The 12,593-nt window shown below is 67.4% G+C and carries 10 protein-coding genes; 4 read left to right on the top strand and 6 right to left on the bottom strand.

Annotated elements, in window-relative coordinates; all coding sequences use genetic code 11:
* Window positions 1-565 precede the first annotated feature (565 nt).
* The 5 genes from FRZ61_RS25255 to FRZ61_RS25235 form a co-directional block, all read right to left on the bottom strand.
* Window positions 566-1,699: a porin gene (locus FRZ61_RS25255; RefSeq protein WP_151120414.1), complete on the bottom strand. Its 1,134-nt coding sequence runs from the start codon at window positions 1,697-1,699 to the stop codon at window positions 566-568.
* Between the two features lie 488 nt (window positions 1,700-2,187).
* Complete coding sequence (locus tag FRZ61_RS25250) at window positions 2,188-3,330, bottom strand: porin (RefSeq protein ID WP_151120413.1); 1,143 nt, start codon at window positions 3,328-3,330, stop codon at window positions 2,188-2,190.
* A gap of 102 nt (window positions 3,331-3,432) precedes the next feature.
* Entirely contained in the window at window positions 3,433-4,407 is a 975-nt protein-coding gene (locus FRZ61_RS25245; protein WP_151120412.1) for a hypothetical protein, read from the bottom strand.
* A gap of 14 nt (window positions 4,408-4,421) precedes the next feature.
* Window positions 4,422-5,222, bottom strand: a complete 801-nt coding sequence (locus FRZ61_RS25240) for a sulfotransferase (protein ID WP_151120411.1) — start codon at window positions 5,220-5,222, stop codon at window positions 4,422-4,424.
* The gene (locus FRZ61_RS25235; protein ID WP_191909203.1) at window positions 5,219-7,312 is read right to left on the bottom strand and encodes an O-linked N-acetylglucosamine transferase, SPINDLY family protein; all 2,094 of its coding nucleotides are present in this window, start codon (window positions 7,310-7,312) and stop codon (window positions 5,219-5,221) included. The genes FRZ61_RS25240 and FRZ61_RS25235 overlap by 4 nt, the downstream gene beginning before the upstream one ends.
* 295 nt (window positions 7,313-7,607) lie before the next feature.
* Between FRZ61_RS25235 and FRZ61_RS25230 the strand changes: the two genes are divergently transcribed.
* A complete protein-coding gene (locus FRZ61_RS25230) occupies window positions 7,608-8,357 on the top strand; it encodes a sulfotransferase domain-containing protein (RefSeq protein ID WP_191909202.1) in 750 nt (249 codons plus the stop codon).
* A 12-nt stretch (window positions 8,358-8,369) separates the two neighbouring features.
* On the opposite strand, the gene FRZ61_RS25225 is transcribed toward FRZ61_RS25230, so the two are convergent.
* Window positions 8,370-9,212, bottom strand: a complete 843-nt coding sequence (locus tag FRZ61_RS25225) for a sulfotransferase domain-containing protein (RefSeq protein ID WP_151120408.1) — start codon at window positions 9,210-9,212, stop codon at window positions 8,370-8,372.
* A gap of 303 nt (window positions 9,213-9,515) precedes the next feature.
* On the opposite strand from FRZ61_RS25225, the gene FRZ61_RS25220 reads away from it, so the two are divergent.
* The 3 genes from FRZ61_RS25220 (at window position 9,516) to FRZ61_RS25210 (ending at window position 12,483) form a co-directional block, all read left to right on the top strand.
* The gene (locus FRZ61_RS25220; RefSeq protein ID WP_225309001.1) at window positions 9,516-10,103 is read left to right on the top strand and encodes a DUF3576 domain-containing protein; all 588 of its coding nucleotides are present in this window, start codon (window positions 9,516-9,518) and stop codon (window positions 10,101-10,103) included.
* Between the two features lie 117 nt (window positions 10,104-10,220).
* Window positions 10,221-11,342, top strand: a complete 1,122-nt coding sequence (locus FRZ61_RS25215) for a 2OG-Fe(II) oxygenase (protein WP_151120407.1) — start codon at window positions 10,221-10,223, stop codon at window positions 11,340-11,342.
* A 28-nt stretch (window positions 11,343-11,370) separates the two neighbouring features.
* Window positions 11,371-12,483, top strand: a complete 1,113-nt coding sequence (locus FRZ61_RS25210) for a 2OG-Fe(II) oxygenase (RefSeq protein ID WP_151120406.1) — start codon at window positions 11,371-11,373, stop codon at window positions 12,481-12,483.
* The last annotated feature ends 110 nt before the right edge of the window (window positions 12,484-12,593 follow it).

The raw sequence follows: 12,593 nt of genomic DNA, 5'->3' as shown, positions 1-12,593 counted from the left end.
GCTCGAGGCCCCCTGGACGAAACTTCATTCGAGCGATTGTTACGCCGGCGGAAGCTTACCCACCGCCGGCACGATCATGCTCGCGACGCATCAGGGTCAAGTTAACTACAACCCGACTGATGCTTTTTTGCACGGCTGTGGCGCAACGATCACATGATGAATCGACATTGATGGATGAAGTTTCATGAACTGAATAAACAGCTTGTTAGATAGGGAATGAACGATCATCCATGAATTTGGAAACTGGTCGGTTTCTAAGCGGAAACTCGTGAGTTTCTCGACGGAAACCGGCGGGTTTCCTTGCGGAAACCGCGGAGTTTCCTCGTCCGCGGCGGACATGCCGCCGCGAGCCGGGGGGCGAAGCGCCGGTCGCTTGATTGGTCAATGAATCGAGAGAGGGTGCCAGGAATCCCGCTGCCCCGGCGAGGCCTGCGGGATCGTCCCCCCGCATCCGGCCGGGCAAAGAAAAAGGGCGGCCGGAGCCGCCCCTTGCCTGAAGTCCAAAAAGAAAGAGGGGCGGCTTTCGCCGCCCCTCTGGGCTCTGGCCCCCAAAGGCTTCCCGGGTTCAGAACCCGATATAGAAGCCCACGCCAGCTTCCCAAGTGTCGTCGTCGGCGTTGCCGGTACCGGAACCGCCATCCAACGTATTGTAGCCGATCATGGCGTCGAGCTCGATGCCCGGGCCGAGGTCGTAGCGGCCGGTGATCTGCACGATGTCGATCGTGTCCGACGAGCTGCCGCTGTACCAGTATTCGTAATCGCCGTGCGAATACGAGAGACCGACCGTCCAGGCATCCCAGTTGTAGGTGACGCCCGCACCGGCAGTCCACAGATCGGCGCCGCTGGCGCTGTAGAAGTTCTGCTGGTAACGGCCGGCGCCGCCGATCGTGAAGCCCGAGAAGCTGACGATCAGGTGACCGTCCACGCCCCAGGTCGTTTCGTTGTTCGTGACACCGCCCGTCTGCTCGTACTGGCCTTCGGCGAAGCCGATGCCGGTGGCGAGGCTGACGCCATTGAAGTCATGGTCGAAGTTCAGGGCCGCCGCGAAGACGTTCTGAACCTGGCCGGTGTTGTTGCTGTAGGTCGTGCCGCCCGGGCCCGACCAGTAGGAGTAGGTATCCTCACCCCGGCGGTCCGGCGCGAACGAGACCGCGAAGGAGAAGCCGGCGAAGGTCGGGCTGAAATAGAGGATCTTCGTGGCGTCGCCCGAGATGTTCAGCACGGTGCTGTTCGTCTGGTTGAAGCCGTTGGTGAAGCCACCGTGGTTGTTCGAGAACTCGAAGAACGGGGTGTCGACACCGAACGCCGTCGCAGCAGCCGGAATCAGGTAGTGCAGCTGCTCGGTGGCGTCGTCGTCGTCACCGAAGCGAACCTGGCCCCAGCCGCCCTTGAAGTACGCCCAGACCTCGTCGATCTGGTCGGTGGACTGCTGGCCCTCGAGCTCGATGCGCGCGCCGACGGTGAGACCGTTATCGAGCGTGGTCTCGCCCTTGAAGTGCACCTCGACGTCCTGACGGAAGACGACATCGCGGGTGTGCTGCCCCGGATCGCCGGTGCCGTCATCCTGATCGAGGATCAGACCGGCCGCACCCACATAGTAGCCGCCGATGCCGAGCTGAACGCCCTGCGCAGCCTGGGCGTTGCTCGCCACGAGCCCGGCGGCGACCAGAGCGGTCGTACCGAGAAGAACATGTTTCATGACAGTCGGTTCCTATTCTTAGAGTTTTAGCCGAAGGCGCTAGCTACCCTCGGCTCCCCATTGCTGCCGGTCTCGAGCCCCAGGGACCGTGTTTCCTGCCACGCCAGCCCCCTAGACAAGGCCCCCGAGACAGGAATTCGGCATCGACGCTGAATTCCGGCGAATAACCTTATCCCGCTGACATCATTAACGGTCAAGCAAACGGCCGTCGAAATATGTCCTTTCTGTCATACTGTTGCGGAAATGACACAAAGAAGATGAACAGATAGTTAGAAAATCCCAGCAGGAACTATTGCCGCGACGGGACCGCCGCCGGGCGGCGCCGGCGGACGAAACTTACCAAAAGGGCAGGGGCAATGATGGAGGTCGGCTCAGGGTCGGCGCGCCGCGATGGGGATGAGAAGCGGACGGTGCGCAAAGCGAGGGGCAAAGGAGGGCGGTCGCCAACCGCAGCGCCAGCCGGGGCGGGCGGACCGGCGGCCTTTCGATCAGAAGCCGATATAGAAGCCCATACCGGCCTCCCAGGCCGTGTAGTCGGTACGGGTGGAGCCGTTGGCGCTGTCGAGGCTGTTCACGCCCACCATGGCATCCAGCGAGATGCCGGGGCCCAGATCGTAGCGGCCGGTGAACTGGACGATGTCGAGATCGTCGTCGTCGGTGCTGCTGGCATATTCGTAGTCGCCATGCGACCAGGACAGGCCGACGGTCCAGGCATCCCAGTTGTAGGTCGCGCCCACGCCATAGATGAGGAAGTCCGACCCGGCGCCGATCGTGGTGTAGTTGCTCTGATAGGCCATGGAGCCGCCCAGGGTGAAGCCGGAGAAGCTCAGATCGAGATGGCCGTTCAGACCCCAGGTCGTCCGGTTCTGGTTGGGGATCGGATTCTCCCACTGGCCCTCGCTGACGCCGATGCCGGAGGCGAGGCCCAACCCGTTGAGATCCTGATCGAACTCGATGGCCGCCGAGAGCACGTTCTGCACCTGGCCCGTGTTGTTGCTACTGGTCGTGCCGCCGGGGCCCGACCAGTAGGAGTAGGTGTCCTCGCCGCGGCGGTCGGGCGCGAAGGAGACCGCGAAGCTGAAGCCGCCGAAGGTCGGGCTGAAATAGATGATCTTCGTGGCGTCGCCGGAGATGTCGAGCAGCGTGTCGTTGGTCTGGAAGTTGCCGTTGGTGAATCCGGCGTGATCGTTGGCGAAGTCGAAGTTGGGTGAATCCACGCCGAAATTGTACGAGGCGTTGGGGATCAGGTAGCCGAGCTGCTCGGTGGCGTCGTCGTCGGAGCCGAAGCGGAGCTGGCCCCAGCCGCCTTTGAAATAGGCATAGACCTCGTCGATCTGGTCGTCGGATTGCTGGCCTTCGAGCTGCAGCTGCACGCCCACTGTCAGGCCGTTATCGAGCGTCGTGCTGCCTTGGATATAGACCTCGACATCCTGGCGGAACGCGAGGTCGCGGGTATGCTGCCCGGGCTCGCCGCTGCCGTCGTCCTGATGGAAGAGGAGACCTGCGGCCGCCCCGTAATAGCCGCCGAGACCGAGCTCGACGCCGCTGTCGGCCAGCGCGCGCGGCGGGCCTGCAACGTTGACGAGCCCTGCCGAGACCAACGCCGTCGTGCCCAGCAAGGCGAACTTCATCCATCCATCCCCTCCGTCGGCTTTGCCCCGGGATGTCCCCAGGGCTTACCGGCGGCCGGTCACATCCTTCGCCTCCCGCCCCCTCACCGGGAGCATGAAGGCCTATTCATTGAAGGTGCGTCCGAACGGCCAGATGGCAAGCCCGTGCACGGCGTTGCGGATGTCGAGACTGAGATTGACACGGGCGAGGAGAGCCGTGGGCGCCAGGCGCCACAGGGTTAACGTGGCCGGCGAGGATCCCGCGACGATGTGGTTCTCGTCGATGATCGCAAGACCGCGCCCGAAGGCCTGGCGGGCGAAATCGACGGGCAGATCGGCATTCTGGAGCTGCTCCACCGGATAGCGCGGCACCGGCAGGGTGAGGCGCGGCCGGCCGTCGCGCGTCGCGATCAGGATGCAATCGTTCTGCGTGCTGTTGGCGATGATGCCGCCGGCGAAGGGGCGGGCGTTGTGGGTCCAGGTGGGCAGCCGGGCGAAAGCGGTGGCCCGGCCTTCATGGAGCTCGATCAGCCGGTCGAGATTGACGCCGCCGACATAGAGGCGATCGCCGGCGACGAAGACATTGTTGATATGCGTGCTGTCGCCCGCTTCCGGCAGCTCCGGACCGGCGGGATCGAAGCGCCGATAGAGCAGCCGGCCGGAGGCCGCATCGCGCCGCAGGCAGTGGCCCTCGATGAAGCGCCCGGCGGCGAGGTCGTGAACGAGGATCGAATCGAAGCCGGTGGCGGTCAGATAGAGACGATCCCCGGCAATGAAGATCTCGTGGCAGAGATCGAGACAGGGATGCCGGAAGGAACGAAGCACCCGGAACTCCCGGTCATAGACGAAGATCTCGTCGGACGCGGCGATATAGATCTCTTCGCCGTGGAACGCGATCCCGCGCAGGCCCCGGCCGCCGCCGCGGCCGCTCCAATCGATCGAGCCGTCGTTCCAGTCCAGCACCTGGCGATGGCGGCCCGTGACGAGGTCGACGAGATAGGCGCCGCCATGGCTCGAGCCGTGATGGGCCGACCGGACGACGGTGGTGCAGAGCACGATCGGCGCGGTCGGTTCCTGGTTCGGCGACGTCATGGCCATGGACGGGCTCGATCTCAGATCGGGTGGCGATAGCCGAGCAGGGCCAGCGCCGGCCGGTAGTCGGGATGCCGCAGGAAGGCGTCGGCGAGGCCGGGCTCGAGCGGCCGGCGCCGCGGCAGGCTCAAGGCAGCGCCGCCGCGCCGCGCCGCATCGTCGCCGGTGATGCGATCATAGCTTGCCCAGCGCTCCCGCCAGCCGGCGTCGTAGCGCAGATCGAGCGCCGCGCAGAGGCGCTGCAGCCAGGCCTCGGGCTCGGCGCAGAAATCCTCGAACCGCACCATGCCCAAAGGAGCCGCAAGCTCGGCGAAACGCCGATAGCCGACGAGAAAACGATCGAGATCGATCTTTCCCCGCATCAGCGGAACCCGGCGCAGGCTCTGCCACTGGTCGATCGGATGACGGACCGTGGCGATCCGGCGCAAGCGGAAATGGGCCGAGAGCGCGTCCGCCGTCGCCATGCGAAAGCCGGGCGTCTCCACCAGCGGCGGGCCGGTGAAGTCCAGATGGTTCCAGTCGCGGATCACCAGCGACAGGCCCCGTGTCGAGGCCCGCGCCGCGATCAGGCGGATCGAGGCGGCGAAGTCGGGATGGGCGCCGAGACGGTCGATCTCGTCCTCGCCGACCAGGTTGAACCAGTCCCTGGCCTGACGAAGCGCGCTGATCTTCTCGATGCCCAGCGGGTGGATCTCGCTCAGGAGCGCCACGCCCGGCATGACCGCCAGGCATTTGCTGATAGTCGTGCCGCCGGTCCGGGCCAGATGGTGGACCAGCCTCAGGACCGGGCGGGCATCGGAAGCGGGTTCGTTCCCGGTCATGCCCCGGCTTCACCCGAAGAGGCTGGCCGCTCCTGCCACAGCGTCAGCAGCGCTGCCTCGAACGCGGCGGCGAACGCCGCCGGATCGGTCAGTCGCGAGGCCGCCAGGCGCGGGCGGAGCTCGGCGCGATGGCGCCGCAGCCGATCGCGGTCTTGCATCAGCGCGACCGCGCGCTCGACATAGTCGTCGGGCGACGCGGCGACCAGCTCCTTCTCGAGCCCGACCGCCGACAGGAGGCTGGCGCCGACGCGGCCCGCATGGGCTTCGCCCGCGAGCGTCAGGACCGGCACGCCCATCCACAGAGCCTCGCAGCTCGTGGTCGTGCCGTTATAGGGAAAGGGATCCAGCGCCAGGTCGATGCCGCCATAGTCGGCGAGCCCCTCGGCGATCGTCGGCCGCCAGGGCGAGCAATGCAGCCGCGCGGGATCGAGGCCGGCCTCCTGGAAGAGGGCCCGCATCGCCCCGACCGCGGCCGGGTAGCGGAACTGGGCGGCGCGCAATTGCAGCACCGATCCCGGCACCCGGTCGAGGATGCGCGTCCAGCACGCCGCCACCGGGCGATTGATCTTGAGCGCGGTGTTGAAGCAGCCGAAGACCGGCGGCGCCGAAGCCGGACGATCCGACGGCGCCGGCGCGTCGGCCGGCGGGCGGTAGCAGAGAAACCCGCCCGGCAGCCGCAGCAGGCGCTCGCTGTGTCGCCTGTCGCTCGCGCCCGGCGGGTCGGCGATCGCATCGGTGATCCTTCCGTCCACCGCGGCGAGGCCCGTCGTGTTCGGATAGCCCAGCCAGGTCGCCGAGACCGGCGCGGGACGCAAGGCCAGCGTCAGCGGCCGGCCGCCGCTGGTATGGCCGGCGAGATCGATCAGGATGTCGATGCCGTCATCCGCGATCTGCTGTGCCAACGCCGCGTCATCGAGAAAGCGCACGGGACGCCAGTGATCGACCAGCGCGCGCAAGCGGGCCGTGACCGCATCCTCGCCGGGCGTGGTCGAGTAGGCGAAGAGCTCGAAGCGCGCGCGATCCTGGGCGCTCCAGAGCGGCTCGATGAAGAAGGCGCAGGAATGGGCGCGGAAATCGCCCGACAGATAGCCGAGCCGCAACCGGCGGCCGGGATCGCGAAGCCCGGATCGGCCGGACAGCGGCGCCATCGAAGCCGCCCGGTCCGCGATCGACTTACCGAGATCGAGATGCTCGCGTGCCACCGCGTCGGCATCGAGGCCGGCATCGTAGTTGAGCGCCATCAGCAGGCTCGAGATCGCCACGATCGATTCCGGCGATGTCTCGACCGTGTAGCGCAGATGCTCGATCGCTTCGTCGCGCCGGCCGAGATTCATCAGCAGATTGGCGAGCTCGACGCGCGCCTCGGGATATTCCGGCCGCAGCTCCAGGGCCTGGCGGAGGAGAGCTTCGCTGTCGCCGGCATCGGCCCGTTCGCTGCGGGCCCGCGCGAGGTTGTAATGGCTTTCAGGCCGTGTCGGATCGAGCGCCAGCGCGCGCTCGAGGCAGGCTTCGGCCTCGTCCCGGCGGCCGAGCTCGATCAGGCAGGCACCGAGATTCGTCTGCGCCTCGACATAGTCCGGCCGCAGCTGGATCGCCTTGCGGAAACCCGCGAGAGCCGCGTCGGGCCGGCCGACATCCATGAAGGCGCGGCCCAGATTGAAATGGGCCTCGGGACGGTTGCCATGAAGGGCGATCGCCTGCTCCAGCGGGGAGATCGCTTCGTTCGCGCGGTGCAGCAGCACCAGCACGCCGCCGAGATTGCAGAGCGCGTCGAAATGCCGGGGGTTGGCCATGAGGACCCGGCGATAGCTGGCCTCCGCTTCCGCCAGCCGGCCGAGCGCCTGCAGCGCCATGCCGCGCCAGAGATAGGCGTCGAGAAAGTTCGGGTTGAGCTCGAGCGCCTTCGCGAGCTGGACCAGCGCCGCTTCCTGCTGCCCGTCCTGGTGCAGGAGAAAGCCCAGGAGGCCTTGGGCATCGGCGGCACGCGGGAAGCGCTTGAGGACCTCGAGATAGAGCGCCTCGGCCTCGCGCAGCCGCCCGGCCCGGTGATGCTCGATGGCGGCGCGGAATTCAGGCGGCGGCCCCGTCACGGCCCCGGCCGGACGGGCCGGGCCGGGCGGCCAGGGGGGAAGGGGGTGGCGGGACATGGCGCCCGCGTTTATAGCATCAATCGGCCGGGAACAACCCCGGGCCAGGCCTCGGCCGGTTGAGCGACAGCCGCGCCCGGCTCTATCCTCGACAGAAGGCCGTTGCGACCGCCCGGTCGCCGAACCGCATCGCCGACATCGTCATCGGCGGGCTTGGGCTGCCGGGCGAAACGGGGAGTTCCGTACCATCGCGAAATTCGTCTGGATCGCCTCTTATCCCCGCTCGGGCAATACCTGGATGAGGTTCCTGCTCGCCAACCTGCTCTATGGGCAGATCGCGAGCACGGCGGCGCTGCAGGAGATGGTGCCCGACATCCATCGCGGCCTGGTCGGCCACCAGATCCATGGGTCGCGCAAGACCTTGATCAAGACTCACTGGCGCTTCCTGCCCGACCTGCCGCTGCGCGAGGACACCATCGGGGCGATCTACATCATCCGCGATCCGATCGAGGTGCTGGTCTCCAACCTCAACTACGTGATCCTGCGGGGCGAGCAGGCCAGCGGGCCGCAGAACGAAAGCGTCAAGCGCGAGTTCGAGCGGCGCTGGATCGACAGCTACATCGCCCAGGGCGGCTATCAGCGATGGCGCGAGATGGGCTTCGGCACGTGGGAGGAGAATCTGCGGAGCTGGACCGAGGATCCGTTGCCCTACACGCGCCTCGTCGTGCGCTATGAGGCGCTGCGCTCGGACATCGCGGGCACGATGGCGACGGTCTCCCGGTTTCTCGGAATCGAGGCCGGCGAGGCGAAGCTGCAGGCGGCGATCGACCGCTCTTCCTTCGCCGCGATGCAGGCGCTCGAGGAAGCCGAGATCCGGGAGCGTCGCGCCGGCATCTTCTTCGATCCGGCGCAGGCCGCGGGCGGGGACAGGCGCTTCGTGAGCGGTTCCGCCCGGGATCCGATGAGCGCCGCGCAACGCGAGGCGGCCTTGCAGCGCTTCGGGCCAATGATGGAAAAGCTGGGCTATCGGCCCCAGGCGGAATCCTAGAGCCGGAACCGCTCAGTTCCGCTTCGGCAGCGGGAAATAGCCGAAGCGGCTCATCTGCTGGCGATGGGCGGCGACGATCGCGTCCACTTGTTCCTGCGTCATCACCTCGCGCCATTGCTCCGCGCGGCCCTCGCGGAAGAAGCGGTCCGACTTGTCGCTGCGCTCGGCGAAGCCCTTCTGGGATTCCTGCTCGCGCATGTTGCGGAAGGAGCTCTGCTCGATCGCCTTCAACAGGCGCTCGCGCCGGACCGTGAGGCCGAGAAAGTTCGTCACCGCACCGAACGCGCGCTCCGGCTCGGCCAGCATGTCCTCGTAGCGCATGACATGGAGGGCGGGATTGGGCCGCGACGTCCAGCTCGCGACATGCTCGGTCCAGGAGCCCAGCAGCTCATAGACGTGACGCTCACCGGTCTGTGTCTGCAATCCCGGGCGGTTCACCTCGAGGATCGCCTCGTCGAGCGTGCGCCCATAGTGATGCGCGTAGGAGATCACGACATCGAGCGGGTTGCGCACGATGTAGATGGCGCCCGCCGTCTGCTCCATCGTGATCGCCGGCGTGCCGTGCGACATCACCAGGGCGCTGTGCGTCTTCACGAACACATTGTCGGGGAAGATCCCGGTGATGGCTTTGTGCACCCGGGGACGCAGCTGCGCGATCTCTTCGTCCGTCATCTCGGTGACCGGCCGCGGGTCCAGCTGCTGATACCAGCCGGCCGCGGAATCGCTGACCGAGAACTTGTCGATCTGGTTGATGTCGTAGGGCTCCGCGGGGTCGCGGAACAGGTTGTGCAGGAAGACCCGCAGCCAGGTGTTGCCCGATTTGGGATAGGAGGCGAGCCAGACGATCTTGCCCATGATGCGGCGGGTCGGGATTCCGGGTCAGCGCGGATGAGGGTGCGACAGGCTAGATAGGGGAAACCCGCGGGTCCTGCCAGGGAAATCCCGCCCGCCCTCGGGTTCTGCACCCGCCGCTGCGGTTTTCAGCCGCGGCTGGCCGAAATGGCGGCTTTTTGCGGTCCCCGGCGACCGGTCGGCCAGGTCAGCTTTGCGACCGGGCGGGGCCGTCCGTTCCCGCGGCGCCGGCAGCCTTGACCCGTCACAGGGGCTCTGCTTTAAGCTTCCTCGCCGTTACAGATGCTTATCGGAAGGAATGCGGTCATGGCGAGTGGTCGGCGCAACTCCGCGGAGGCGAAGCGCGGGTGGCGCAGCGGGATCCTGGCAGCGATCGCTCTGATGCTGCTGCCGGCGCTTCTTTACGGCTGTGCCTGGGGCGATCCTGATTCGAAATACCCGGATCTGCGTCGCAAAGGCCAGACCACCCCGGCCTATAACGAGCCGGAATCGGTGTTCGGGCCCGGCGGCCTCAATATCGGCAACGCTCAATCGCCCACGGACGAGCAGGGCGGCGGTGGCGGCGGTGCCGGTGTCGGCGTCAACAGCTTCCTCTGGCGCGCATCGCTCGACACCATGTCCTTCATGCCGCTGGTCTCGGCCGATCCGTTCGGTGGCGTCATCATCACCGACTGGTACACGCCGCCCCAGACGCCCAGCGAGCGGTTCAAGGTGAACGTCTATATCCTCGGCCGCACGCTGCGCGCCGACGGTGTGCGCGCCGCCGTGTTCCGCCAGGAGATGCAGGGCGCCAACTGGGTCGATGCGCCTGTCGCGCCCTCGACCGCGACCGACCTCGAGAACGCCATTCTCACGCGGGCGCGCCAGCTTCGCGTCGCGCAGACCGGCGAATAGGCCCGTTGCGCCGCGGCCGGAACGGACGCGGTGGCATGGGAGCTGACGTTCCTGAGACCGGTGCGGGCGGCACCTGCCTGAGTTTGTCGGACCCGCTTTGCGGCGAGGTGTCCCTGCATGCTTCCCGGTGCCGCTGAACCCGAGGTCGCGCCGCTGGCTGAATCAGCGCCGATCGAGGTGATCCCGCCCACGGCGGCCCTGGCGCCGGGCGACCGGCTGCCCAATTTCGTGCTGGCGGACCAGGAGGGCGCCTTCCGCGGCTTCTATGAGCGGGCCCGGGGCAATCCCATGGCGCTCCTGGTCCTGAGCAAGGGCGCTATCGACGGCGAGGTCGCCTCCGTCCTCGCGAGCCTGTCCCGCCCGGCCTCCGATCCGGCGCTCGATCTCCTGGTCATCGCCCCCGACGAGCCTGAAAGCCTGAAGGCGCTGGCGGCGGGAACACCGCTCGCCAAATTCCTGCTCTCGGATATAAAAGGCAGCATCATCAATGGGTTGAGCAGAGCCAGCGGGTTGTCGCCGGCGCCCGGTCTGTGCCTTCTCCTCGACGCCAACCAGCGCCTGCTCGAGGCGAGGGCGGGTGGCGGCCTGGCGGCCTGGGCGATGGGCCGGCTGCAAGAGCTGGCGCCGGCGACCCGGGGCCAGATCCTGGACCAGGCGGCGCCGGTGCTGCTGGTGCCCCATGTGCTCGACCCCGCGACCTGCCGCGCGCTCATCGCGCGCTGGCACCGGCTCGGCCACGAGGAAGGATCCGTCAGCTCGATCGTGGATGGCGAGGAAGTGAACCGCATCTATCACAACATGAAGAAGCGGCGCGATCATGCGATCCAGGACGAAACGCTGCTGAAGACCCTGGTGGCGGTGATCGGCCGGCGGGTTGCGCCGGAGCTCGACAAGGCGTTCGGCTTCAACCGCTTCCGCTTCGATCGCTTCATCATCACCTGCTATGACGCCGAACGCGGCGACTATTTCCGCCGGCACCGGGACAATGCCAGTCCCCAGACCGCCGACCGCCGCTTCGCGCTCACCCTCAACCTCAACAGCGAGGAGTACGAGGGCGGCGAGCTGACCTTCCCCGAATATGGCCCGCACCGTTACCGGCCGGGCACCGGCGGCGCGGTGCTGTTCTCCTGCTCGTTGCTGCACGAAGCCCTACCCGTCACGCGCGGCCGGCGCTTCACCCTCCTCTCCTTCCTGCGCAATCCCGATCCGGCCGGCGCGGCCGGCGGCCCGGCGCGGTAAGCCCGGCAACGGAACACCGGCCCCTGGCATGACCCAGCCGCTGGGATCGACGCAAACAGAAGAAGCGCAGCCGATCCGGTTGCCGGCGGCGGCGATCGCGCCGGGTGATCGCGTCCCCAATTTCATGGCCGCCGATCAGCAGGGCGCGATGCGGCCCTTCTATGAGCGCACGCTGGGCCGGCCGCTCGCCCTCCTGCTCTCGCCCGGACCGCAGACCCTGGCCGCCTATGCGACCGCCCAGGCCGATTACGCGGCCGCCGGCGTCGACATCCTGGCCCTGGTGCCGGGCGACAGCGCCCTCCTCGCCGATGCCGCGGCCCTGCCTTACCTGGTGCTGGGCGATACCCAGGGCCGGATCCTGAACGGTCTCCACCGCGCGCTGGGACGGGGTCCGGGCGAGGCCCTCCTGCTGCTCGACCCCAACCAACGCCTGATCGCGGCCGAAAGCGGCGCGACCCCGGCCGAGGCCGCGCTGCCGCGCCTGCTCGCTTCGATCCCCGCCACCTCGCCCGACATCGTTCGCTCCGCGGCACCGGCCCTGCTGGTGCCCGACGTTCTCGACCGGCCGACCTGCCGGGCGCTGATCCGGCGCTGGCACGATCAGGGACATGACGAAGGCCGGGTCGCCGGCCGGGTGCAGGGCGAGCAGACGCACGAGATCAACGCCGCGCTGAAAAAGCGGCTCGACCATGTCATCCGCGATCATGACCTGACCCAGGTCCTGGCCCAGACCATCGGCCGGCGGGTGGCGCCGGAGATGGCCAAGGCCTTCCTGTTCACGGCGGGCTTCCGCTTCGAGAACTTCAAGATCGTCTGCTACGACGCGGGCCGCGGCGACTACTTCCGCCGCCATCGCGACAGCCAGGGGCCCGGCACCGGCAGCCGCATGTTCGCCATGACCCTCAACCTCAACAGCGAGGAGTACGAGGGCGGCGAGCTGATCTTCCCGGAATACGGCCAGCAGCGCTTCAAGCCGCCGGGCGGCGGGGCCGTGGTCTTCTCCTGCGCGCTCGTCCATGAGGCGCTGCCGGTCCTCTCCGGACGGCGCTTCGCGCTCCTCACCTTCTTCCTGACGTTGGATTCCAGGCCAAGCGGGGATTCCCGACCCGGCGGGGATTCCAAGCCGGGCGGACGATCCTGAAAGGGCCGGATTTCCTGGGCTTCGCGGCAATCCGCGCCGGCGCCCTTGCTTGTCATTCCGAAGGGCCTCCGCTAATCCTAGGCCCCTGTTGTTCCCCTCTTTCCCATTTC

This window comes from Hypericibacter adhaerens, from assembly GCF_008728835.1.
Taxonomy (GTDB): Bacteria; Pseudomonadota; Alphaproteobacteria; order Dongiales; family Dongiaceae; genus Hypericibacter; species Hypericibacter adhaerens.
This window is presented reverse-complemented; position numbering and strand designations above follow the sequence as displayed.

Excerpts from the sequence above, each read along its gene's own strand:
- FRZ61_RS25250 (WP_151120413.1), bottom strand. The coding sequence starts at position 3,330 with ATGAAGTTCGCCTTGCTGGGCACGACGGCGTTGGTCTCGGCAGGGCTC.
- FRZ61_RS25255 (WP_151120414.1), bottom strand. The coding sequence starts at position 1,699 with ATGAAACATGTTCTTCTCGGTACGACCGCTCTGGTCGCCGCCGGGCTC.
- FRZ61_RS25225 (WP_151120408.1), bottom strand. The coding sequence starts at position 9,212 with ATGGGCAAGATCGTCTGGCTCGCCTCCTATCCCAAATCGGGCAACACC.
- FRZ61_RS25210 (WP_151120406.1), top strand. The coding sequence starts at position 11,371 with ATGACCCAGCCGCTGGGATCGACGCAAACAGAAGAAGCGCAGCCGATC.
- FRZ61_RS25230 (WP_191909202.1), top strand. The coding sequence starts at position 7,608 with ATGAGGTTCCTGCTCGCCAACCTGCTCTATGGGCAGATCGCGAGCACG.
- FRZ61_RS25215 (WP_151120407.1), top strand. The coding sequence starts at position 10,221 with ATGCTTCCCGGTGCCGCTGAACCCGAGGTCGCGCCGCTGGCTGAATCA.
- FRZ61_RS25240 (WP_151120411.1), bottom strand. The coding sequence starts at position 5,222 with ATGACCGGGAACGAACCCGCTTCCGATGCCCGCCCGGTCCTGAGGCTG.
- FRZ61_RS25220 (WP_225309001.1), top strand. The coding sequence starts at position 9,516 with ATGGCGAGTGGTCGGCGCAACTCCGCGGAGGCGAAGCGCGGGTGGCGC.
- FRZ61_RS25245 (WP_151120412.1), bottom strand. The coding sequence starts at position 4,407 with ATGGCCATGACGTCGCCGAACCAGGAACCGACCGCGCCGATCGTGCTC.